The sequence below is a fragment of the Albirhodobacter sp. R86504 genome, from assembly GCF_042466415.1.
GTDB lineage: Bacteria > Pseudomonadota > Alphaproteobacteria > Rhodobacterales > Rhodobacteraceae > Albirhodobacter.
This window is the reverse complement of the sequence record NZ_JAXHCH010000002.1, coordinates 673865-697974: the sequence shown is the minus strand read 5'-3', so window position 1 is coordinate 697974 and position 24110 is coordinate 673865. Positions and strand designations below refer to the sequence as shown.

Annotated in this window: 20 protein-coding genes; 13 read left to right on the top strand and 7 right to left on the bottom strand. The window is 60.4% G+C overall.

Features of this window, described 5'->3' with window-relative positions; translation table 11 throughout:
- Nucleotides 1–50 precede the first annotated feature (50 nt).
- Complete coding sequence (gene prmC, locus SJY32_RS05460; RefSeq protein WP_376872569.1) at nt 51–893, bottom strand: peptide chain release factor N(5)-glutamine methyltransferase; 843 nt, start codon at nt 891–893, stop codon at nt 51–53.
- Nucleotides 890–1945: a peptide chain release factor 1 gene (gene prfA, locus SJY32_RS05455; RefSeq protein ID WP_376872567.1), complete on the bottom strand. Its 1056-nt coding sequence runs from the start codon at nt 1943–1945 to the stop codon at nt 890–892. Before prfA ends, prmC begins: the two co-directional genes overlap by 4 nt.
- A gap of 290 nt (nt 1946–2235) precedes the next feature.
- On the opposite strand from prfA, the gene SJY32_RS05450 reads away from it, so the two are divergent.
- The 8 genes from SJY32_RS05450 (at nt 2236) to ndk (ending at nt 12419) form a co-directional block, all read left to right on the top strand.
- Nucleotides 2236–3729: an ABC transporter substrate-binding protein gene (locus SJY32_RS05450; RefSeq protein ID WP_376877591.1), complete on the top strand. Its 1494-nt coding sequence runs from the start codon at nt 2236–2238 to the stop codon at nt 3727–3729.
- A gap of 166 nt (nt 3730–3895) precedes the next feature.
- Nucleotides 3896–4876, top strand: coding sequence for an ABC transporter permease (locus tag SJY32_RS05445; protein ID WP_376872565.1), 981 nt, complete (start codon nt 3896–3898; stop codon nt 4874–4876).
- 62 nt (nt 4877–4938) lie between these two features.
- Nucleotides 4939–5838, top strand: a complete 900-nt coding sequence (locus tag SJY32_RS05440) for an ABC transporter permease (RefSeq protein WP_376877588.1) — start codon at nt 4939–4941, stop codon at nt 5836–5838.
- A gap of 5 nt (nt 5839–5843) precedes the next feature.
- Entirely contained in the window at nt 5844–6839 is a 996-nt protein-coding gene (locus tag SJY32_RS05435) for an ABC transporter ATP-binding protein (RefSeq protein ID WP_376872562.1), read from the top strand.
- Between the two features lie 38 nt (nt 6840–6877).
- Nucleotides 6878–7930: an ABC transporter ATP-binding protein gene (locus SJY32_RS05430; protein WP_376877585.1), complete on the top strand. Its 1053-nt coding sequence runs from the start codon at nt 6878–6880 to the stop codon at nt 7928–7930.
- 174 nt (nt 7931–8104) lie between these two features.
- Nucleotides 8105–9109: a LysR family transcriptional regulator gene (locus SJY32_RS05425; protein ID WP_376872559.1), complete on the top strand. Its 1005-nt coding sequence runs from the start codon at nt 8105–8107 to the stop codon at nt 9107–9109.
- A 198-nt stretch (nt 9110–9307) separates the two neighbouring features.
- Nucleotides 9308–11842 carry a cation:proton antiporter gene (locus SJY32_RS05420; RefSeq protein WP_376872557.1) on the top strand — a complete coding sequence of 845 codons (2535 nt, stop codon included), beginning with the start codon at nt 9308–9310 and terminating at the stop codon, nt 11840–11842.
- A gap of 154 nt (nt 11843–11996) precedes the next feature.
- Nucleotides 11997–12419: a nucleoside-diphosphate kinase gene (gene ndk, locus SJY32_RS05415; RefSeq protein WP_376872555.1), complete on the top strand. Its 423-nt coding sequence runs from the start codon at nt 11997–11999 to the stop codon at nt 12417–12419.
- Between the two features lie 24 nt (nt 12420–12443).
- On the opposite strand, the gene SJY32_RS05410 is transcribed toward ndk, so the two are convergent.
- The 3 genes from SJY32_RS05410 to SJY32_RS05400 all read right to left on the bottom strand — a co-directional run bounded on the left by SJY32_RS05410 (nt 12444) and on the right by SJY32_RS05400 (nt 13861).
- Nucleotides 12444–12806: a TfoX/Sxy family DNA transformation protein gene (locus SJY32_RS05410; RefSeq protein ID WP_376872553.1), complete on the bottom strand. Its 363-nt coding sequence runs from the start codon at nt 12804–12806 to the stop codon at nt 12444–12446.
- A gap of 224 nt (nt 12807–13030) precedes the next feature.
- The gene (locus SJY32_RS05405) at nt 13031–13210 is read right to left on the bottom strand and encodes a hypothetical protein (RefSeq protein WP_376872551.1); all 180 of its coding nucleotides are present in this window, start codon (nt 13208–13210) and stop codon (nt 13031–13033) included.
- Between the two features lie 180 nt (nt 13211–13390).
- On the bottom strand, nt 13391–13861 hold the full coding sequence (locus tag SJY32_RS05400) for an RrF2 family transcriptional regulator (RefSeq protein ID WP_376872548.1): 471 nt from the start codon (nt 13859–13861) through the stop codon (nt 13391–13393).
- Between the two features lie 737 nt (nt 13862–14598).
- Between SJY32_RS05400 and SJY32_RS05395 the strand changes: the two genes are divergently transcribed.
- Nucleotides 14599–15585, top strand: coding sequence for an extracellular solute-binding protein (locus tag SJY32_RS05395; RefSeq protein ID WP_376877582.1), 987 nt, complete (start codon nt 14599–14601; stop codon nt 15583–15585).
- A gap of 132 nt (nt 15586–15717) precedes the next feature.
- Here the strand turns inward: SJY32_RS05395 and SJY32_RS05390 are convergent, their stop codons facing one another.
- Complete coding sequence (locus SJY32_RS05390) at nt 15718–16506, bottom strand: hypothetical protein (RefSeq protein WP_376872545.1); 789 nt, start codon at nt 16504–16506, stop codon at nt 15718–15720.
- Nucleotides 16507–16822: 316 nt separating this feature from the next.
- On the opposite strand from SJY32_RS05390, the gene SJY32_RS05385 reads away from it, so the two are divergent.
- The 4 genes from SJY32_RS05385 to eno all read left to right on the top strand — a co-directional run bounded on the left by SJY32_RS05385 (nt 16823) and on the right by eno (nt 22030).
- Nucleotides 16823–17803 carry a nucleoside hydrolase gene (locus SJY32_RS05385; protein WP_376872542.1) on the top strand — a complete coding sequence of 327 codons (981 nt, stop codon included), beginning with the start codon at nt 16823–16825 and terminating at the stop codon, nt 17801–17803.
- A 102-nt stretch (nt 17804–17905) separates the two neighbouring features.
- Nucleotides 17906–19375, top strand: coding sequence for a YdiU family protein (locus SJY32_RS05380; protein ID WP_376872540.1), 1470 nt, complete (start codon nt 17906–17908; stop codon nt 19373–19375).
- 278 nt (nt 19376–19653) lie between these two features.
- Nucleotides 19654–20544, top strand: coding sequence for a DMT family transporter (locus SJY32_RS05375; RefSeq protein WP_376872537.1), 891 nt, complete (start codon nt 19654–19656; stop codon nt 20542–20544).
- Nucleotides 20545–20755: 211 nt separating this feature from the next.
- Entirely contained in the window at nt 20756–22030 is a 1275-nt protein-coding gene (eno, locus tag SJY32_RS05370) for a phosphopyruvate hydratase (protein ID WP_376872534.1), read from the top strand.
- 139 nt (nt 22031–22169) lie between these two features.
- Here eno and SJY32_RS05365 read toward each other — a convergent pair whose 3' ends face one another.
- On the bottom strand, nt 22170–24050 hold the full coding sequence (locus SJY32_RS05365) for a PhoX family protein (protein ID WP_376872531.1): 1881 nt from the start codon (nt 24048–24050) through the stop codon (nt 22170–22172).
- Nucleotides 24051–24110: the final 60 nt, after the last annotated feature.

Here is a 24110-nt window from a genome sequence, read left to right as displayed (position 1 = left end):
GGCGGCGATTTGCCTGCCTGCGGAGGATTTCTAGCGCGAAAGACGATTTTTCATCCCATCGACGCGCGGACCACGCGGTCGCGCCCGTCGAAATCGTGCAAAACCGCCACATCGGCAAATCCTGCGGTGCGGAAAAATTCTGACACGGCTTGCCCTTGGGTCGGGCCGATTTCCACCAGCACCCTGCCCTGAGGCCGCAGATACAGCGCCGCTTGCGCCGCGATAATCCGGTAGGGCCCGAGCCCATCGCCACCCGGCGTGAGGGCAAGATGCGGCTCGTGCAGGCGCACCTCAGGCGAGAGCGCGGCCATCTCGTCCTGCGCGATATAGGGCGGGTTCGACGTGATGAGATCGAACTGGCCTGTGATGTCTTCAAACCAATCCGAGAGACGCAGATCGGCGCGCTCACCAAGACCAAATCGCGCAGCATTTTCGGACGCGACGCGCAACGCGGCGGCGGAGATATCGCCACCTACCCCGCGGGCCGACGGACGCTCCGCCAACAGCGTGAGCAAGATGCAGCCCGTTCCCAAGCCAAGATCAAGCACCGTCTCGAACGGGTCTTGTAGCGCCGCATCGATCAAGATCTCCGTCTCTGGACGCGGGTCGAGCGTGTCTTTCGTAACCCGAAACTCGCGCCCCCAAAACGCCCGCACTCCGGTGATATGGGACACCGGATGACGCGCCGCCCGAGCCGCGATTGCGGCATCGAACCGCGCGGACGCATCGGCGGGGATGGCGTCATGGAGGTGCAACGTCAGGCGGTCAGGCACGATATCAAGCGCGAATGCCATGAGCCTGCGCGCATCGCGCGGCGCGCCCTCCACACCAGCCTCTTTGAGCGTTTTTATTCCCGCGATCAGGGCCGATTGGGCCGTCGCGCCCGCGCTCACCCGTTCATCTCCGCCAGTTTCTCGGCCTGATCATGGGCGATCAGGGCCTCGATGATCTCGCGAATTTCGCCCTGCATCACCTTATCGAGCGAATAGAGTGTCAGGTTGATGCGGTGATCCGTCATACGCCCTTGCGGGAAATTATAGGTGCGGATGCGCTCGGATCGATCGCCGGACCCGACTTGCGTTTTGCGACTGTCGGCGCGCTCGCCCGCGATCCGCTCACGTTCCATCTCAAAGAGCCGCGCGCGCAAAACGGCCATCGCATTGGCGCGGTTCTGGTGCTGGGATTTTTCCGAGGATGTCACGATGAGGCCGGTCGGCAAATGGGTGATGCGCACGGCGGAATCGGTGGTATTGACGTGCTGCCCGCCGGCGCCGGACGCACGCATGGTATCGATGCGAATATCGGTAGCAGGGATGTCGATATCGACTTCCTCGGCCTCGGGCAAAACGGCCACAGTCGCCGCGGAGGTATGGATGCGACCGGAGGCCTCGGTCGCGGGGACGCGTTGCACGCGGTGCACGCCGCTCTCGAATTTCAGGCGCGCAAAGACACCCTCGCCCTCAACCCGCGCCATAGCCTCGCGCACGCCGCCCAATTCAAACTCGGAGAGTTCGAGAAGCTGGAACGACCAGCCCTGCAACTCGGCGTATTTTTGATACATCCGCAGCAGATCCCCCGCAAAGAGCGCCGCCTCATCGCCCCCTGTGCCGGGCCGGATTTCCAAAATGGCTGGGCGCGCATCGGCGGCATCCTTGGGCAAGAGCGCGATTTGCAGCGCCTGCTCCATCAACGGGATCTGCGCCTTGATCCGCGGCATTTCTTCCTCGGCCAAGGCGCGCATTTCGGGATCACCGAGCATCTCCACCGCCTCGGCAAGATCCGCAACGGCTTGGCGATACGCGTGGATTTGCGACACGACGGGTTTGAGGTCGGAATATTCGCGCGACAAACTGGCGATCTCTGCGGGGGCCGCGCCGCCGCTGAGTTTGGCCTCAATAAATTCGAAGCGCTGCAAAATCTGGTCGAGGGCGTCTTTGGGGATCATATCTGGGGAATGGCGCGGATTTGCGGGGCGGTCAAGAGGCTGATGCGCGAGACTATGACGACGCGTCAACCCTTCACGCACAAGTCACGCGCGCTCACGGCTATGTGCGCAAAGCATAGCGTGATGCAAACTCGGCATTTGAAGCCACCGCGAAATCGGCCCTACCTTCCCCTCACAAAAAAAATCATAACGGGGAGCCTATAATGCTCAATTTTACAAATAGCATCGCGAAGCTGGCGGGGCCGGCATTGATCGCGGCGCTGACAACGGCCGGTTTTTCAACCGCTGCGATGGCCGAAAATACTTTGCGCGTCGCCTATGATGCCGATCCGGTGTCGCTTGATCCCTACGAGCAACTCTCGGGCGGGACGCTGCAACTGTCGCATATGGTTTTCGATCCGCTCGTGCGCTGGACGCAGGATTTCGAATTCGAACCCCGTCTGGCCGAAAGCTGGGAGCAGATTGACGAGACCACGATGCGGTTCAAACTGCGCGAGGGCGTCAAGTTCCATTCGGGCAACAGCTTCACCGCAAAAGACGTGGCATGGACCTTTGACCGGATCAAATCCTCGGAAGATTTCAAAGGAATCTTCACGCCGTTCACCGCCGTCGAGATCGTCGACGATTACACGGTCGATCTGAAAACCGCCGAACCCTATCCGCTGGTACTGCACACCGCGACCTATCTGTTTGCGATGGATAGCGCCTTCTATTCGGGCGAAACCGAGGATGGGAAATCCAAATCCGAAATCGTGAAGCACGGCGACAGCTTCGCCTCGCGCATGATGTCGGGCACCGGCCCGTTCATCGTCACCGCCCGTGAACAGGGTGTGCGGATGCAGTTTGATCGGTTTGACGGCTATTGGGACCCGGAGACGGGCAATGTCGACACCATCACATTGACCCCGATCAAGGAAGATCCGACCCGTGTCGCGGCGCTGTTGTCGGGCGATGTCGATTTCATCTCGCCCGTACCACCGACCGACCTCGCGCGGATCGAGGAGACGGAGGGCGTGAACCTGATCACGATGCCGGGCACCCGCGTGATCACCTTCCAGATGAACCAAGATCGCGTCGAAGCATTCAAGGATAAGCGCGTCCGCCAAGCCATTGACTATGCTATCAATAACCAAGGCATCGTCGACCGGATCATGCGCGGCTTCGCCACCACCGCCGGTCAGGCCTCGCCCGAGGGATATTTGGGGTATGACGCCGCCTTGGCACCGCGCTTTGATCTGGAAAAGGCGAAAGCGCTGATGACGGAGGCTGGCTATGAGGATGGGTTCTCGATCACCATGCTCGCGCCCAACAACCGCTATGTGAACGACGATAAAATCGCGCAAGCGGCCGCGTCAATGCTGTCGAAAATCAACATCACCGTCGATCTGCAAACCGTTCCAAAGGCGCAATACTGGCCGATGTTTGACGAGCGCGCAGCCGATATGATGCTGATCGGCTGGCATGCCGATACCGAGGATTCCGCGAATTTCCACCAGTTCCTCACCGCGTGCTATGATGAGGAAACCGGGAATGGCCAGTATAATTCGGGCATTTACTGCAATCCGGAAGCGGATGCTTTGATGACGTCGACCAACACCGAGATCGACACCGAGAAGCGCGGCGAGTCGCTGCGGGCGCTGGAGGCGATGCTCTATGAGGACGCGGCCTTCATCCCCCTTCATTGGCAAAACCTTGCGTGGGGCGCGAAGGATGGCATGAACGCTGACGAGATCGTCAACGCGCTCGACTTCCCTTATTTCGGTGATCTGGTGATCTCGGAATAACGCTGTCCTTGCGCGGCACGCCCGCGCAAGATCACGTGACGGGCCCGACCGGATTTCTCGGCGGGCCCGTCTTTTCCCACATAAATAACGGCGCTGGCGCCTTGCGCTTGCCGCGCGACAGCCCCCCAGATAGGGGCTTGCGATCCCCAACAACCAGGTGGTTTTGATGTTTGCCTATCTCGTTAAACGAGTGTTCCAAGCGATCGCGGTCATGTTCGCGATCTCGCTGATCGCTTTCGCAATCCAAGGCAATTTAGGCGATCCGCTGCGCGAGCTTGTCGGGCAATCGGTGTCGGAGGAGGTCCGCGCGCAGCTGCGCGAGCGCATGGGTCTTAACGATCCGTTCCTGACACAGTATTTCAGATTTGTTTCCAATGCCTTGCAAGGCGATCTTGGCACATCGTATTTCTTCAAAGAACCTGCGCTTGACGTGATCTTGAAAAAGCTGCCCGCGACGTTGGAGCTGGTGTTCGGGGCCACGGTGATCATCATCGGGCTGTCGGTGCCGCTGGGTGTTTATACCGCGATCCGGCCCGGCTCCATCTTGAGCCGGATGATCATGGGGCTGTCGATTATCGGCATTTCGATCCCTGTTTTTCTCACCGCAATCATGATGATCTTCATTTTTTCCGTCGAGCTTGGGGTGATGCCTTCCTTCGGCCGCGGGGAGGTTGTCCATATCATCGGATCATGGGAGACGAACTTCCTCACCGCTGACGGCTGGGCGCATATCATCTTGCCCTCGGTCGCGCTGGCGTCGATCATGTTGCCGATGTTTGTGCGTCTCATCCGGTCCGAGATGATGGAGGTTCTGCAAAGCGAGTATGTGCGCTTTGCCCATGCCAAGGGCATACAACCATGGCGGATCTACTTCGTTCACGCGCTCAAAAACACGCTTTTGCCCGTTATCACTGTGGGCGGCGTGCAGATCGGGACGATGGTGGCCTATACGATCTTGACGGAGACGGTCTTCCAATGGCCGGGGATGGGCTTCATGTTTTTGGAGGCGGTGAACCGTGTCGATACCCCGCTGATCGTGGCCTATCTGATCGTCGTCGGCTTTATTTTCGTGGTCACAAATACACTGGTCGATCTGATCTACGGCCTCGTTAATCCGACAATTAAACTTGCAAGGATGGGCGCATGAGCAATCTTCCCACACCCGCCGCCCCCTCAAACAGGCCTGCGCGCCCCAAGCTGCTTGCCGCGATGTGGGATAGCCAGATGGGCTACAGCTTTCGCCGCAATCCGGTGGCGATCGTCAGCTTTCTGATTTTCGCGATCATTGCGCTGCTCGCGGTGCTCGCGCCCTTCATTGCGCCCTACAACCCCTACGATCCGGCGCAGATCGACATTATGAATTCGGAATACCCGCCCTTCTGGGTGGAAGGCGCGTTGCCCGAATTCCCTTTGGGCACGGATGATCAGGGCCGCGACCTGCTTTCGACGATCCTCTACGGCACACGTTTGTCGATCCTGATCGGGATTTGCGCCGTGTTGTTGCAAGCCTTCCTCGGGATTTCGGTGGGCTTGCTGGCGGGCTATATTGGCGGGCGCACCGACAGCTTGCTCATGCGGCTCGCGGATATCCAACTGTCGTTCTCGACATTGATGGTTGCCATCATCTTCCTCGCCGTCACTCAAGCGCTGTTTGGCACGGAGACCTTCAACCAATATGCGGTTTTCTTCCTGATTGTCGTGATCGGGGTTGCCGAATGGCCGCAATATGCGCGCACTGTGCGGGCGACGGTGCTGGCGGAAAAGAAGAAGGAATATGTCGATAGCGCGCGGGTGCTGGGGTTTGGGCCGCTGCGGATCATGTTGCGCCATATCTTGCCAAATTCCTTGTCCCCGATCTTCGTTATCTCGACGGTGCAGGTCGCCAATGCGATCATCTCCGAGGCCTCGCTTAGCTTTCTCGGGCTCGGGATGCCGCCCAGCCAACCCTCGCTCGGCGCGCTGATCTCGTCGGGCTTTAACTATATCTTCTCGGGGAGCTGGTGGATCACGGCGATCCCGGGCGTTGTGCTGGTCGTGCTGGTGCTGGTGATCAACCTGTTGGGCGATTGGATGCGCGACGTGCTCAACCCCAAACTCTACAAAGGATGAGGGCGATGGCATTGCTTTCGGTAAAAGACCTCACGGTGAAATTTGCGGTGCGTGGCGGGCCTGTGACGGCGCTCGACGGGATTTCGTTTGATGTCGATAAAGGCGAGCGGCTCGGGATCGTGGGGGAATCCGGCGCGGGGAAATCGATCACCGGATTCGCGCTGATGAACCTGCTCTCGCGTCCGGGCTATATCGACCAAGGCGAAATCCTGTTTGACGGGGACGACGTGGTGAAGATGTCGCCCCGCGCGCTGCGCACGATGCGCGGTGACAGGATGGCGATGATCTTCCAAGATCCGATGGTCACCCTCAACCCTGTGCTGACGATCGGTCAACAAATGGTCGAGACGCTGCTCGCACATCGCAAGATGAGCAAACGCGAGGCGCGCCAGATTGCCCTGCTCAAGCTGCGCGAGGTTTACATCCCCTCGCCCGAAGCGCGGCTGGATCAATACCCGCACGAGCTTTCCGGCGGGATGCGCCAGCGGATCGTGATCGCGATTGCGCTGTTGCTGGAGCCCAAGCTGATCATCGCGGATGAGCCGACCACGGCGCTGGACGTTACGATTCAGGCCGATATCATGGAGTTGCTGCTCGAGCTGTGCCAATCCAACCAAGTCAGCCTGATCTTGATCACGCATGATCTGGGTGTTGTGTCACAAATGACGGAGCGCACATTGGTGATGTATGCGGGACGGATCATTGAATCGGGCCGCACGCGCTCGATCATCAACGATCCCCAACACCCGTATACCCAAGGCCTCATCAACGCCCTGCCGCAACAGACCGAACCGGGCGAACGCCTGAAGCAAATTCCGGGCACGATGCCAGGGCTCGCGCAGGTGCCGCAAGGCTGCGCCTTCCATCCGCGCTGCGCCTTTGCGGATGATCACTGCCGCGCGCAAAAACCTGTCACGCGTCATTACGGGCCGGTATCTGTTGCGTGTTTTGAGGTCGAGCGCCTGAGCGCGGATCAAAGCCTCAAGGAGGAAGACGCATGAGCGAACATCACTTGAAGACCGCCTCGCAACCACCCGTAATGAAACCGGAAAATGGCGCTTCACCCTTGCTCCAGATCAAAGGCCTGCGCAAACAATTCGATCTCGATGAAGGGTTTTTGGAAAGTCTGAAGCTGCGCCGCGGGAAGATCGTCCGTGATCGGCGCGCGGTGCATGCCGTGAACGACGTCTCGCTCGACGTCTACCGCGCCGAGGCTGTTTGCGTCGTAGGCGAAAGCGGCTGCGGGAAATCGACGATCGCCCGTCTTGTCGCCGGGCTCCTGACGCCCTCAAACGGCGAGATCCTGTATGACGGGGCGCGCATCGACACGCTATCGCGCCGCCAGATGCAGCCCCTGCGCAAGAAGATCCAGATGATCTTCCAAAACCCCTATGCCTCACTCAACCCGCGCATGACCTTGGCGCAATCCTTGCAAGAGCCCGTGCGCCATCACAATCCGCGCATGAGCCGCGCCGAGGTCGAGGACCGTGTCGCCGAGGTCATGCTCTCGGTCGGGGTCGATCCGAACTGGCTCAAGCGCTACCCGCACGAATTTTCCGGCGGCCAGCGCCAGCGCATCGCCATCGCCCGCGCCCTGACCGTCGATCCCGAGTTCATCGTCGCGGATGAGCCGATCAGCGCGCTTGACGTCTCCATCCAAGCGCAGGTTTTGAACCTGATGTTGGAGGCGAAAGAGGCGCGCGGGCTGACGTATCTTTTCATCACCCATGATCTGAGCGTGGTCGAGCATTTTGGCACGAAAGTCGTCGTGCTCTATCTTGGCTCGGTGTGCGAGATTGCCGATACGCGCACCCTTTTTGCCGCGCCCAAGCATCCCTACACGCGCGCGCTGCTCTCGGCGGTGCCGCAACTGAAGGATGACAAGCCCAATCACATCCGTCTGAAAGGCGAAATTCCGACGCCAATCGATCTGCCCGCGGGATGCCCCTTTGCGAGCCGATGCGGGTTTGCGGATCAACGCTGCCTCATGCAAAAGCCGCAGGTCATCGCCCAGCCGGACGGCAGCCGCGTTGCCTGTCACGCGGTTGAGGAGGGGCGGATAAGTGACACCGCCTCAGGGGCCGCGCTGTGAAACGGGGCCGCTCGACAGGGGCCGCGCCGCATGCAGACGCGTGCGGCCCTGATCTGCCGCGCAACGCAACGGCACTTTCCCCTGCGCGGCGCCAAATGTTGACCACCGCGTCCTGCGGGCTAAGGTTGGAGCCCTCAACGCGCGCACCGCGCCCTTTCATCTGGTCCGCCTGCTGTGGAATTTAACTGGCTCAAAGACTTTATCGCCTTGGCCGAATGCCGGAATTTTTCCCGCGCGGCGGAGGAACGTTATGTCAGCCAGCCCGCGTTTTCGCGGCGGATCAGGGTGTTGGAAACGACCGTTGGCGCGCGGCTGATCAATCGCGAGACCCTGCCCTTATCGCTGACCCCTGCGGGCGACCTGTTTTTGGAACAGGCCCGCGCCGCCTTGCAAGCCATGGACGAGACGATTGAGCGATGCCGCGCGATTGATTCCGAGGATGAGCGGATGGTGCGCTTGGCCGCGTCGCAATCGCTCTACTTATCTTATGTGAATGACGAGTTTCTTCCTCTCTCGTCGGATATCACCCTTGATCTCAACTCCGTCTCTTGGCCGGCCGATCGCTTTGTGGCGAGTTTGCAACAGGGCTATTCGGATCTGATCCTCGTCTACTGGCACCCGATGATGAGTTTCCTCGCGCCCCTTGGCGGGGCGGAATTCACCTATCAGACCTTGGTTGAGGATGTCTTGATCCCTGTGTCGAAACCGGATTCCAACGGCGCGGCGATGTTCAACTTATCGCCTCAAGACCCGCCTGCTGCGGGCAGCGCGCGCGCCAATGCCGCCTCGCGCCACCCCAAAGACCGGCTGCCGGTTCTGTCATACGGGCGGGATTCGGTGTTTCGGGCGGTGGTCGATGATCTTTTGTCGGGGCATAAAAATCGGCCCCTTGCGGACGCAGCACACGACACGGGGATGCCTTCTGTTCTGCAAGTCAGTCAAAATGCGCTCTCGAATTCCGTGAAAGCGATGATTTTGGAGGGCTTCGGTTTGGGCTGGTTGCCTCGAAGGATGTGCCTTGAGGAACTCGCATCAGGGGCATTGGTGATTGCAGGGAACGAGCGATTCCAAGCGCCGCTGGAAATTCGCGCCTACCGGATGACCCAATCCAGCAAACCCTTGCTCGAGACATTCTGGGCCGAGCTGCGTGCGATGACGCCGCGCACCGCGCCAAAGTAGCGCCGCGCTAAAGTAGCGCCGCGCGGCCCCCACATCTCCCCGTCATACTCCCCGCAGAGCGCGGCGGGGTGACGGTATTTTGATACCCCGACCCCGTATTTTGCGCGAGCGTTGGGCGGCTTGCTGGTGCATACTGGGCACAACACCCCGCCATCCCCCCGCAAGACCACCTGCCACAGATCGGATACCGCAAAAACAATGGAGATTGTTGCCCTTACGACGATTGTTGCCCTGTTATTCTTCCTCGTCGGGTTATGTGAACCACTTGCCGAGCGCCTGCGCCTGCCCTTCAGCGTGACCTTGGCCGCGGCGGGGATGATGATCGGCGTCGGATCGGCGCTGTTCCTGACGCTAGATTTCGCGAACTCGTTGAATTTCATCGCGCTGAGCTTCACAGAAATGCCGATCCGCGCGAATTCCTTCCTGTATATTTTCCTGCCAACACTGTTGTTTCAGGTGACATTGGGGATGGAGATCCGCCGAATTCTGGACGATTGGGTGCCGATTGTTTTGCTCGCCGTGGTCGCGGTGGTGCTCTCGACGGTGATCATCGGCGGGTCGCTCAGCCAGCTTGGCATCGTGCCGCTGACGACGGGGCTTTTGATCGGGTCTGTTGTCTCCACAACGGACCCATCGGCGGTGGCGGGAATTTTCCGTTCCCTCTCCGCGCCCAAACGGCTCGGTCGGATCATCGAGGGCGAAAGCCTCCTCAATGACGCCGCCGCGATTGCGATTTTCGGGCTGATCATCACCTTCGTCATGTCCGGCCCCGATCCCGACGCGAGCAAGGCGCTTGGCGAATTTCCCTACCTTGTGATGGGCGGCGCCGTGATCGGCATAGCGATGGCGTGGGCGGGGCTGCAAGTTCTCATCGCGCTCAACCGCTTCCCCCTCGCACAGCTCAGCGTGTCGATCTCGATTCCCTATATGGCGTATATCCTCGCGGAACGTGGGATCGGCGCCTCTGGCGTGATCTCGGTTGTGGTGTGCGGGCTGGTGTTGACCTTTGCGGCGCCCGGACGAATTGATCCCAAGCGGTGGGAAAAGCTGCGCGAGCTTTGGGATATTCTGGCGCATTGGGCGGGGGCACTCATCTTCGTTCTCGCCGCGATTTTGATTCCCAAATTGATGGCGGATGCGACGTGGATTGATATCGTTTACGTTGGTGTCGTCGCGATTGCCGCTTTCGCGGCGCGGGCGCTGGTATTGTTTGTGCTGTTGCCATTGCTCACGGTGCTGCGCCTCTCGCCGCGGGTCGAGACGCCCTATAAGGCCGCGATTTTATGGGGGGGGTTGCGCGGCGCAGTCACCTTGGCGCTGGCCTTGGCGGTGACGGAAAACCCCGCGATCGCCACGGAGACGAAGCGCGCGGTCGGGATTTTGGCGACGGGGTTTACCTTGTTCACCTTGCTGGTGCAGGGGACGACCCTGCGGATAGTCATCACCAAGCTGCATCTCGACAAGCTCACGCCGCTTGATCTTGCCCTGTCCAAACAGGTGGTTGCGGTTGCGTTGCAATCGGTGCGCGAGCGGGTCGCGGGGGCGGCAGAGAATTATGACCTGACCAAAGAGATCGTGCGCGCGGAGGCCAAGGATTTCGGCGAGCGTCTGGGCGGCGCGGTGAGTGAAGCCGAGCGCGAGGAAGGCTTGTCGGATCGCGATCGTATCACATTGGGCCTGATCGCCCTTTCGGGTCATGAAAAGGACTTGATCGATCAAGGGTTTGAGGGCGGGCTGATGTCCTCCAAAAGCTATGAGCGCGCCCGCGTTCTGGCCGAACGGCTATTGGAGGCGACGCGTAGCGGGGGGCCATCGGGCGGGCGTTCGGGCTACCGCGCGGTTTACCGCCGTGCGCTCTCATTTAGCCGTGGGTTCCGCTTGGCGGTCTGGTTGGACAACCGCGCACGGATTTCACGTCCCCTCGCCTCCCTCACCGCAGACAGATTCGAATTTCTGCTCAGCCAGCGCCTTGTTCTCAAGGGGTTGGACGGGTTTATCGATACGCGCATCCGCCGCATCCATCGCCGCCGTGTGGCGGATTTGTTGCACGAGCTGGTCGCGCGCCGGGTTGAGGGGGTTGAACAGGCGCTGGAGGCGCTCAAGCTTCAATATCCGGGCTATGCCGAGGAATTGGAACGGAAATTCTTGCGCCGCACCGGATTACGTCTGGAGCGGCAGGAGATTGACGACCTGCGCCGCGAGGGGCTGATCGGGCCAGAGCTGCATCAATCCCTCACACAAGGCATTGAGGACAGGATCGCGCGCGAACGCAAGCGCCCGAAACTTGATCTGGCGCTTCGGCGGGCCGAGTTGGCGCGGCAGGTCCCGCTTTTGTCTCATCTGGATGAGGCGATGCTCAAGCGGCTCGCAAAAGGGTTTGTCACGCGCCACGCCAATGCGGGCGAAGTGATCCGCCGCCGCGCCGAGGCCCCGCGTTCGGTATATTTCATCGCCAGCGGCGCGGTGGAGGTGACCACCGCCAAGCAGACCAATCGATTGGGGCGCGGCGAGATGTTTGGACAAATCGCCCTTTTGGCGGGGCGCGCCTATCAGGGCGAGGTGAGGGCAATCGCGCCGACAACTCTGCTGGTTCTGGATGAAGCTCGGTTTATGAAGATCTTACGCGCCAAGAAACACGTGCGCGAGGCCGTCTTGACGATGGCGAAAGAGCGCGGCCTTTCTGAGGCGGGTCTGGCGAAGCTCACCGCCGCATTGGAGGCCCCCGCCGCGTAGCCTCACCCAGCGTTTACCCTCCCGCGCAAAACAACCCAACATTGGCGTGAGACTGCACGGGAGTTCTTTCCTTTGTCATAGCGCCGTGATAGACGCGCGACAGAATTGAACTGGGTGGATTAGCCGCCCCAAGATAACCTGAAAGGCTCACCAAATGGCCCTCGAACGCACGTTCTCGATCATCAAACCGGATGCCACGAAGCGCAACCTCACCGGCAAAATCGTTGCTAAATTTGAAGAAGCGGGTCTGCGCGTTGTCGCATCCAAGCGCATTCAGATGACGCTGGCACAAGCACAACAGTTCTACGGCGTTCACTCCGAGCGTCCGTTCTTCGGCGAACTGTGCGAATTCATGATCTCCGAGCCGATCGTGGTTCAAGTTCTCGAAGGCGAGAACGCAATCACGAAAAACCGCGAAGTTATGGGCGCAACCAATCCGGCTGACGCTGCTGACGGCACGATCCGCAAGGAATTCGCCCTCTCGATCGGTGAGAACTCGGTTCACGGGTCGGACGCTCCAGAAACCGCAGCGGAAGAAATCGCTTTCTTCTTCTCCGGTCTCGAACTGGTCGGCTAATCGCCACCCGAGCGGGCCGATCGGTTAGATCAGGCCAATCTCGTTGAAAAATGCTTCAAGGGCCGCGCTATCCGTGCGGCCCTTTCCATATGCGCCGCCCTTTTGCGCGGCGACGGCGCGGGCCTTGATCGCATCGAACCGCACGCGCAGGCCGTCTTTCTCCGCGCCTTTGCAATCGTTCCAAGCGCGCCCCTGTAGCCCCATCACCATCGCATAGTAAAAGATGAAATGCGGCCGGTGCCCCGCGCAGAGATAGGCCAGATAGGCCTCATCGGGCCCCAAAGCGCGCAAGGCCTGCGCGGAATGGATACCGGCGGCGGCGAAGCCCTCTTGCGAGGCGGGGCCGAGATTGGGAATCGAGGAAACGGGATCGAGATGCACTGCCATGGCGCACTCAAACGCGGCGCGGTCGGCGGCGCAAGGGCGCAGGTGACGGCAGGCCGAGATTGTCAGACGGATCTGTTCGCGGCGTCATACCCGTCTGTGACAGGGTCGAGCAGGCTGCGCGAGGCAGGGTTGCGCTCGCTGCGCAAGGGTTCGGAACGAAGGCCATCAAAACAGCCTTCGGGAATGTCTTTGCCGCCGGACTCTGCGGGTGCTCCTGCGCTGCGTTAGATCGCGGCCCAGTCTTTGAACTGCACCGGTGCCTTTGGCATCGATTGTGCCTGTTGGCGCGGCGCGGTGAGGCTTTGCCCCATCTGATGCGCGCCGTGGTCGGCGGTTGTATCACAAGGCGCGCCACCGGATTGCTGGCTTTCGAAGTAGCCGCCCATTTGCGATTGTTGGCTCATTGTCTCTCTCCAAAACATCTTCACCATCTGGCCTTTATAGGCGGGGAAAACGGCGAATGTGCGGCGCTCTAATCCCCGGCTGTGTGGCGGTCAAGCGCAAAGCAACGCGCGATGACCGGCTCGCAGTTTCGTGACTTTTACGAAGCATTTGGACGTGCATTTTTGCGCAAGCCCCCTGCTTTACGCGTGCATCATACAGCTCGCGCTCTGGCGTTCGCCGCTGTGACGCAAGATCGCCTCCAGCGTCGTGTTGTCGCGCAGCAGATCCGCGAGAGAAATCGAATCAAGCGCCGCGTAAAAAGCTTCCTGCGCATCAGCCAGCGCGCCGCGCAGACGACACCCCGCATAGAGCGGACAGGTATTGAGCTTTTCATCGAAACATTCGACGAACGGCACGCCAGATTCGAACTTGCGCAAGACTTCACCGACCTTGATGGACTCCATCGGACGCCCCAGACGCATCCCGCCCGTGCGACCACGTTGCGTATCCAAAAATCCCATCTGCGCGAGATTGTTGACCACCTGCGCGAGGTGGTTTTCTGAAACATTGCACGCCACCGCAATATCGGACTTCCGGACGAGAGAGGTGTTGTTCACACCGCAAAACATCAGGGTTCTCATCGCGAGATTACTACGGGTGGTTAAACGCATTGTGGCTCCTTAAACTCATACAGACTTGAAAACTTACGGCGTAAATCACAACACGCTGGCGCGAAGACGTCGCGAGCGGGCGTGACACTCGATGCCGCGTCCCCCTCGCGCCTTCACACGCTTGAAAACTCTTTACCGAACACGGGTAAACTCCCCCTTCACACACACCAGAACAGGGACGCGTCACAGACGTTTCGACCGCTCCTCACTCGTGCCTCAACCGAGGCAGGCCGTATCGACCTTACGCGGGTCAAACACGACCCAAACCATAAACTCCGCGATGAATGCGGCATAAAGCACCGTTTTCATTCGCAACTTGTGTTTTATATAACTGTCACATGCCTTAAACGTAGTCCGCAAAAGGATAAGGTTACGCATCGGTAAGGCGCAAAAGGATAGTGGCCGCTGCCGCCCTAGCCTTTCGGATATGGCGTCGATCAAAAGGTGCCAAATTCTTACAATTCACTTTCCATTTTTTGCATGTGTAAACGGCGCAGCTCACAGCGTCGCCGCCGCAGAGGCCCTGCGGCGGTGCGTCGCACACCGCGTATCTTTGGCGGTTTCGGGGGGCTGTTGCGACCCTCACCTCTTGACCTGATAAAAAAACTCAGGTTTATCGGGCGCCACAAGCCTTCAAGTTTAAATCTCAGTCAGGACGAAACAACATGCCCTCGACCCCCTCCAACACCTTCTTGGCAAAAGCTTCCACCTCGCGTGCTGCGCTGATCGGCGCCGCGATGATCGCGGGAACCGTCGCCCTGCCCGAAGCCGTCCTCGCGCAGGAAGTGAATGTCTATTCGCATCGCCAGCCCGAATTGGTGCAACCGCTGTTTGATGCGTTCACCGCGAAAACCGGCATCGATGTGAATGTGGCTTTCGTGGATAAGGGCATGGTCGAACGGCTGGTCGCAGAGGGCGCGCGCTCGCCTGCTGATCTCGTGATGACGGTGGATATCGCGCGTCTGGCGCAGATCGTGGACGCGGGGGTGACGCAGCCGATCACCGATCCAGTGGTCTTGGAAGCCGTGCCTGCCGAACTGCGCGCGCCCGATGGCCAGTGGATCGGCTTAACCTCGCGCGCCCGCATCGTTTACGCCTCGAAAGAGCGCGTCGCACAGGGCGACGTTACCACTTATGAAGATCTGGCCGATCCCAAGTGGAAGGGCCGCATCTGCACGCGCCCCTTCACCGACGATTACAACGTCGCGCTGACGGCCGCTTATCTCGCGCATCATGACGAGGACGCGACGAAAGCCTGGCTCGAAGGGATCAAGGCCAATCTCGCGCGCAAGCCTGACGGCAACGACCGCTCGCAGGTTAAGTCGATCTGGGCGGGCGAATGCGATATTTCGCTGGGCAACACCTATTACATGGGCCAGATGCTCGCCGATCCGGAGCAAATTGAGTGGGCGAATTCCGTCAACCTGACCTTCCCCGTGTTTGAGGGCGACGGCACGCATGTGAACGTCTCGGGCGTTGCGATGACGCAAGCCGCCCCCAACAAAGAAGAAGCGATTCAGTTGATCGAGTTCCTCGTCTCCGCCGAGGCGCAGGAAATCTACGCCGAGACCAATAACGAATTCCCCGCAACGCCAGGCGTGAAGCGCTCGGAACTCGTCGCAAGCTGGGGTGAGTTCACGGCCAACTCGTTGGAGTTAACGGACATCGCAGCGCTGCGCCCGGCAGCGTTGAAGCTGATCGAAGAAGTTGATCTCGACGGCTGATTGCCCGTCATTGTGAGTCTAAAAAGCCCCCCGCGCGAGCAGCGTCGGGGGGCTTTTGCTACGCCCGAGCGGCAGCTAGCGGGCACAGCAGGCGCGCCTTGGCAGAGGCGGCCAACCATTGATCGCAAACGCTTATTGCGCAGCGATGTGCGACGTGTTTGCGTGACCAGCCTGCGCGAAGTCGCCCACGATCCGCACGCGGCCAAGGCAGGACACGCGGTCCATGTCATCGGCGAAACGGGCATCGAGATAGGCCGCCTCGGCTTGGGTGAACGCTGCGAGCGGGGCGCATTGCGGCAAACGCGCGTGCCATGATTGAAGGCGTAGCACCTGACGCGGCGGCAGAACCTGTCCTTGCGTATAGAGGCGCTGGATCATCGCGAGTGCGGTATCTGGCATCGCGGGATCTTCAAAATTATCGATATCAATCCGCGCGCCCGGCACAAGTTCGGCGCAGGCCGCGAGCTGCGAGGGTTTGCCCGTCAGCACAACAACCTCTGCAGGTTCGATCACGTTGACGAGATCCTCAATCAGCTCCGCCCATCCGCGCGTTGCGCCGAAGATTTTATCTTTATGGCTTTCAAAACTATCGACCTGCGCGCGTGCCGCGATACCGCGCCACAGGGCGGGGAACAATTCGGACTGTGGTGTTGCCTGAATCACGAGGCGCTTGATCGGCCCGTCAAGGCGTCCTGCGGTGACGGCGGCGCGGGCAACCGCATTGGAGAAGAAGTTTTCAAACCCTGACGCCGAATACCCGAAGAGCTTTTCCGAGACGACCACTTTCGCACGTGTGGGCGCCCCATTGAGGGCAAATCCCGCCCGCGCCATCTGCGCGCGAGAGCGGCCCAAACTGCGCGACAGCGCGGCGTTCAACGGGCTCGCGAAGGGGGCGCTGGCAAGTAGGTGATGCACAATCATATTTCGTTCCTCAAACCTGTTCATACGCCCGCGTGCCTGCGCCGGATTGGACCGGCTTCTCGACCTCGGGTCTGGACGCAATGCCCTGATCACATCTTATGCGGCTGTGAGCATTTATGTCTTGTTAACCATTGTGTTCTCCGATTGATTTAAGGCACGAATGTGGCAGCCATCCGGCAAATGAAAGATAGCTAACCATCTGTATTCCCCTAGGTAAGCTTGCCAAATCCCGCAAAACAAGCCGCGTTCGCCTGTGTATTTGTGGCATCAGGGCGGCAGTTAAAAATTCCCTTACGTCAAGAAAACAAGGCCAAAGATGACCCAAACCCAGAAAATCATAATCGATACCGACCCCGGTCAAGATGATGCGGTGGCAATTTTGCTCGCCTTGGCATCCCCCGAACTTGACGTGCTGGCGGTGACGGCTGTCGCGGGGAACGTGCCTTTAGTGTTAACGCACACCAACGCCCGAAAGATCTGCGAATTGGCGGGGCGGCGTGATGTGCCTGTTTATGCGGGATGCGATCGTCCGCTGGCGCGCGATTTGGTGACGGCGGAATATATCCACGGCGTCAGCGGGCTTGACGGGATCAGCTTACCCGAGCCTCAGATGCCGCTCTCGGAAGGCGACGGCGTGGACGTGATCATCAACCATGTGATGAACGAGCCTGCCGGAACGGTATCGCTGTGTGTTTTGGGGCCACTGACAAATATCGCAACCGCCCTGCGCCGCGCGCCGCAGATCGCGGACAGGGTCAAACAAATCGTGTTGATGGGTGGGGCCTATTTCGAGGTGGGCAATGTCACGCCCGCCGCCGAATTTAACATCTACGTCGATCCGGAAGCCGCGCAGGCGGTGTTTCAATCGGGCATCCGCATCGTCGTTCTGCCGCTCGATGTGACGCATAAGGCGCTGACGACCCCCGCCCGTGTAGCGCGATTCCGCGAGATGGCGGGCGGCGCGGAAAATCGCGCGCGGTTGGGGCGCGGGCAGCCCTCGATAGGCGAGGTTGTCGCCTCGTGGATCGACTTTTTTGAACGGTTCGACGTTGAGAAATACGGCGCTGAGGGTGCACCGCTGCACGATCCTTGCGTGATCGCCTATCTTCTCGCACCGGAGCTTTTCAAAGGCCGCGAGGTCAATGTCGAGATTGAGGTCGACAGCCCCCTCACCCGCGGAATGACGGTCGCGGATTGGTGGCGTGTAACGGGCCGCGAGGCGAACGCCCTGTTCTTGCGCGACGTGGATGCGGATGCGTTCTTTGATCTTTTGGTCACGCGGATCGGTCGTCTTTAGACGGCACCTCCCTGCCCCAAGCCGCCCTCTGGCTCTCTCGGCTTGGGGCGGTTAGGGTGACGCACGGCCCCCTTGGGCCAAGCTTTGGCGCAAGGAAATTCGATGTTTGCCTTTGACACCACCTACACCTCCCTTCCCGCGACGTTTTTCACGCCGCAAGCCCCAACGCCGATAACGGCGTCCGCGACGGCGCCGCAATTCCTCGCGGTGAATCGCCCCCTCGCAGAGGCTCTGGGCCTTGATTTGGATTGGCTATCGGGGCCGGAGGGATTGGCAATCCTCGCTGGAAATCGCGTGACTGACGGATCAACGCCGATTGCCCAAGCCTACGCGGGGCATCAGTTCGGCGGCTGGGTTCCGCGTTTGGGCGATGGGCGCGCGGTTCTCTTGGGCGAGCTGGCGGGTGATTTCGGGCAAGCCTTGCCGCACCGCGTGGATGTGGCCCTCAAAGGCTCGGGGCCAACGCCATATTCGCGGCGCGGCGACGGGCGGGCTTGGATGGGCCCTGTGCTGCGCGAATATCTCGTGTCCGAGGCCATTGCCGCTCTCGGCGTCCCGACGACGCGCGCGCTCGCGGCTGTGGCGACGGGCGCAAGAGTTCAACGCGAGCGCGGATATCCGGGCGCGGTCCTAACACGGGTCGCGGCCTCGCATCTGCGGGTTGGCACGTTCCAATACGCGACCGCGGCCGCGATGGCTTCCGACGCACCGCCTGAAGAGCGGCTGCGTGATCTACAAGCGCTGTGCGATTATGCCATCGCACGACATTATCCAGACGCCGATGGCGCGCTGGGGTTGTTGGATGCGGTTGTTGCCGCGCAAGCCACCTTGATTGCGGATTGGATGGCGGTCGGATTCATCCACGGCGTGATGAATACCGACAACATGGCGATCTCCGGCGAGACGATCGATTACGGGCCATGTGCGTTCATGGATGGCTACCATCCGCAAAAGGTCTTCTCGTCGATTGATCGCATGGGGCGCTACGCTTTCGCCAACCAACCCTCAATCGCCGCCTGGAATCTGGCACAGCTCGCGACAAGCCTGCTCCCCCTGATGGAGGGCACCGAGGACGCCGCCATTGAGGCAGCGACACGCTCGGTCAACGGTTTCGTCGAGATTTTCCAGGCGCGTTGGTTGCGAAACTTCGGCCGCAAGATCGGGATCGCGCAAGCCACAACCGATGATTTACCGCTGATTGAGGGGCTTTTGTCGCGCATGGGGACGGGACAGGTTGATTTCACGCGCGTGTTTGCGGGGTTGTCCGAGGGCACAGCGGCGACCGAGTTCACCGAGGCGCACGCTTGGACAAGCTGGGCCCCCGAATGGGAGGCGCGGTTGACGCGAGAGGAGGATCCCGTCGGCATCATGCGCGCCACCAACCCCCGCCGGATCCCGCGCAATCACCGCGTCGAGGAGATGATCCAAGCCGCGGTTGAAGGCGATATGGCCCCGTTCGAACATCTGCTGGCGGCGTGCCGCGCCCCTTACGAGACACGGCCCGAATGGGAAGATCTCGCGCGCGGCCCGCTCAAAGATGAGGAGGTCCGCCAGACCTTCTGCGGAACCTGATCCTCTCCCCACACGGTGCCGCAACCGCGCGCGGGGGGAGTTGCGCTTTCCGGTTGCTCTAAATATCCCCGCCGGAGGCCCTGCCTTTTGCAGATTTCGTCTGTCTCGATCAAGAAGCGGGCTTGATCAAGACGCGGGCTTGATCAAGGCGCGGGCTGCGGATTGCCACGCATACATTGCAACGCTTGCTGCGCGGAACTGCACAAGATATGGGCGGAGTATATATTATACCGCCAAGCCGCCACGCCGCTTGCCCGTGCACTGAGATTGGATGCCTTATGGAAAACCTGCGCGGCAGCGTGTTGATGGTCTTTGCGATGGTCTGCTTCGCGACCGAGGATATGTTCGTGAAAATGCTGACGCAAGGGCTCGCCGTGGCGCAGGTACTTGTCATGCTGGGGCTGGGCGGCGGGCTTGTGTTTGCGGCGGCGGCTGTGTGGCGCGGCGACCGATTGATTTCGCGCGATCTGGCGAACCGCCCTGTGATGCTGCGCAATCTGATGGAGGTCGTCGGCACGATCGGCTTTGTCTGCGCGATTGCCTTTACCCCTCTTGCGATGGCCTCGGCGATTTTGCAGGCGACGCCGCTCGCGGTAACGCTGGGCGCGGCGGTGTTTTTGAAAGAACCTGTCGGCTGGCGGCGATGGACGGCGATTTCGGTCGGGTTCGTCGGCGTGCTGATTGTGATCCGCCCGGGCGCGGCGACGTTTGATCCGTTGTCGATCCTCGCCGTGATCGGGGTGATTGGGCTTGCCGCGCGCGATGTGGCGACGCGGGTGGTGCCAAAGGCAATTTCCTCAATGCAACTCTCGGCTTACGGCTTTTTGGCGCTGGTCCCGGCGGGCCTTATCTTGATGCCGCTGATGGGGGATCATTGGGGCCGGTTAACGCCGACCCAATGGGGATGGATACTCGGCGCAATGATATTCGGGGTGCTTGGCTATTACGCGCTGATCGCGGCGATGCGCATCGGTGAAGCCTCCGTCATCACGCCGTTCCGCTACACGCGATTGGTCATCGCCGTGGTGATATCGGCGGTGGTGTTTGACGAGCCGGCCGGCGTTTGGACATTGGTCGGTGGCGCGGTGATCGTGGCATCGGGGCTCTACACATTGCTGCGCGAGATGCGGGTAAAACGGCGCGCGCGGCGCGGTTTGCCAACGGTTTAGGGGCCGCCGCCGCCTCGCCCTCTTGCGCGGATGCGGTGAAACGCATGCCCCAACGATACCTGTCGTAAAAGATTTAGGCAGTTGCGGCGCTAACACGGGCGTTTGCGCTAACAACACCCTTTTCCGAACCGCGCCAAGCCGCTATAGCTTGCCTCGGCCCATGACTGAAATCTGCGCGTCTTCACCCCGCGCACACCCCAAGGGAAATCATATGAGCACGATCATCGACATTCACGCCCGCGAGATTCTGGATAGCCGCGGCAATCCGACCGTTGAGGTTGACGTTATCCTCGAAGACGGCACCATGGGCCGCGCGGCTGTGCCATCGGGCGCATCGACCGGCGCGCATGAGGCCGTTGAGCGCCGCGACGGCGACACGTCGCGCTACATGGGCAAAGGCGTTTTGGAAGCCGTGATGGCGGTCAATGGCGAGATTGCGGAGAACCTGCTGGGCGAGGACGCGACCGAGCAGGTCGAGATCGACCGCATGATGATGGAGCTGGACGGCACGCCGAACAAGGCCCGTCTTGGCGCGAACGCGATTTTGGGCGTGTCGCTGGCCGTGGCCAAAGCGGCCGCCGATTTCACCTCGCAGCCGCTATATCGCTACGTCGGCGGCACCAATGCGCGGATATTGCCGGTGCCGATGATGAACATCATCAACGGCGGCGAACACGCCGATAACCCGATCGATATCCAGGAATTCATGATCATGCCGGTCTCGGCGGGTAATATCCGCGAAGCCGTCCGCATGGGGTCGGAAGTGTTCCACACCCTGAAAAAAGAGCTGTCGGCCAAGGGCTTGTCCACCGGCCTTGGCGATGAGGGCGGGTTCGCGCCGAACCTCGGCTCCTCGCGCGAAGCACTCGATTTCATCCTGAAATCGATTGAAAAAGCGGGCTTCAAGCCGGGCGAAGACATCTATCTCGCGCTGGATTGCGCCGCGACGGAATATTTCAAGGGCGGCAAATACGAGATGGTGGGCGAAGGCAAATCGCTGTCCATTGAAGAAAACGTCGATTACCTCGCGGCCCTGTGCGCCGATTACCCGATCATCTCGATCGAGGACGGCTGCTCGGAAGATGACTGGGCGGGCTGGAAGCTGTTGACCGACAAGCTCGGCGATAAAATCCAACTCGTGGGCGATGATCTGTTCGTGACCAACCCGACCCGCCTTGCGCGCGGGATCAAAGAGGGCTGCGCGAACTCGCTGCTCGTGAAGGTCAACCAGATCGGCACGCTGACCGAGACGCTCGACGCGGTGCGCATGGCTGACCGCGCGCGCTACACCTCCGTGATGTCGCACCGTTCGGGCGAGACCGAGGATGCAACGATTGCCGACCTCGCAGTCGCGACCAACTGCGGCCAGATCAAAACCGGCTCGCTGGCGCGCTCTGACCGGTTGGCGAAGTATAACCAACTGATCCGCATTGAGGAAATGCTGGGCGAAACCGCAGAATACGCGGGCCGCTCGATCCTGAAATAAGATCGCTCACTATAAACCCCGCCGGAGCACATGCTCTGGCGGGGTTTTTCTATGGCTGACGCCCTGCAAGACCTACCCGTGTTGACGATAAAAAAGGGGGGCCTGTTTTGGCCCCCCTTTCCATTCTCTGACCTGTAAATTAGCCAAACATCGCGCCGTCTTCGCGCCAAACAGCGATGACCGAGGAGCGCGGCTTTCCTGCGCCGTCCGGCCACGAGCCGCCCGGATGCTGGATGCCGACGAACGCGGTTTTGCCATCCGGGGTCCATGTGAGGCCCGTGACTTCCGCGCCGTTTGGCGCCGTGAGGAAGCGCGCGATCTCGCCGGTCTCGGGGTTGCCAACCAGCATCTGGTTGTTCCCTTGGCCTGCGAATTCGCCCTCATTGCTGTCGTCACCGTCGGTCTGGATCCAAAGCATCCCATCCGACGAGAACGCCATGCCGTCGGGCGAGTTGAACATATTGCCCGCCGTGATATTTTCCGAGCCGCCATAGGCGTTGTTATACACCTCCGGGTTGCCCGCCATCACGTAGAGATCCCACGCGAACCCATCCGCGCCATGATCCTCATTCATCGGGCGCCAGCGCACGATCTGACCGTAATTGTTGGTTTCACGCGGGTTCGGGCCACCGACAGGCTGCTCATCGCCGCCCTCATTGGCTGAAACGCCCCGGTTTTTATTGTTGGTCAAGGCGCAATAGGCCTCAACCTTCAGCGGGTTGACCGCAACCCATTCAGGGCGGTCCATCGTGGTCGCGCCGACTTTCGAGCCAGCCATCCGCGCGAAGACAAGCATCTCCTCAATCGACATGCCGGTCGTCTCTGGCGTCAAAGCCAGCCATTCGCCCGTCATGTCATCATTGAATTTCGCGACATAGAGCGTGCCATCCGAGAGCAGGCCGTCGTGCGGCTGGCCTTCCGACCATGTGCCGTTGGAGACGTAGCGATAAAGGAACTCGCCGCGCTCATCATCGCCCATGTACACGACGACGCGGCCATCAGCCGTCTGCGTCATCGCAGCATTCTCATGCTTGAAACGCCCAAGCGCGGTGTGTTTCACCGGCACCGAATTCGGGTCGGCGGGGTTGATTTCGGTCACCCAGCCGTGGCGGTTTGGCTCGTTCGGCTCTTTGCTCAGATCGAAACGCGCATCATATTTTTCATACGCATAGCGTGCCTCGCCACCCAAGCCATAGCGGGTGTGGCCCTCGGTCACATCATACTCGCCGGTGGTGCCGAAGTAGCCGTTGAAGTTTTCTTCGCAGGTCAGGTATGTGCCCCAAAGCGTCTTACCCGAGCCGCAATTGTTCATCGTGCCCTTGGGCGACATGCCTTCGGGATCGAGGCTGGTTTTAACCAGATCCGAACCTGCGGCGGGGCCGTCCATGGTCATTTGCGTGTCGTGAGTGATGCGGCGGTTGAAGGGGCTGTCGACCACAACGGCCCAGCCTTCGCCCTGCTCCGCGATTTCCAGAACGGTCACGCCTTGCAGGTTTTTGAGAAGCTGAACCTCCTCCGCGGTTTGCGGAATGCCCTCAGACGCGGCAGGCAGGTTGATCTCGGGGTTTACGTATTCGGAGTTGATGGCGAGGAGAACATGATCGTCGACAACAAAGGTTTCCATGCCGTCGGTGTTCTCACCGAACACTTTATCCGACATCTCGATGGCGATGCCTGTCTCGTCCGAATAGGCGTCTTTCGCCTCGGAGAACAGCGGATCGCCCAAGCGAACGAGCGGCTTCCACTGGTAGCCCTTTGGCACATGAATGTCGAAATCGGTGGAGATGCCGATCGGCTCAAACGCGAAGGTCGCGGCTTGGGCGCGGGCCGAAGTGGCCGAGCCCATCACGCCCGCGCCAAAGACGGCCGATGCGGAGCCGAATGCGAGCGCACCGCCCAAGAAACCACGGCGCGAGATGGCGCGTTCAACAACCGCGTCGAACCCGTTTGCATCCGGGCGCGGGTCGCGCAGTTCATCGAAATCGTCCCACGACAGGTTGATCGTTTTCTTGAGATCCATCGCTATGTCCTTTGTAAGCTAACTGACCGTTTTGGCCATCTGGCAAAGAGGCGCATGACG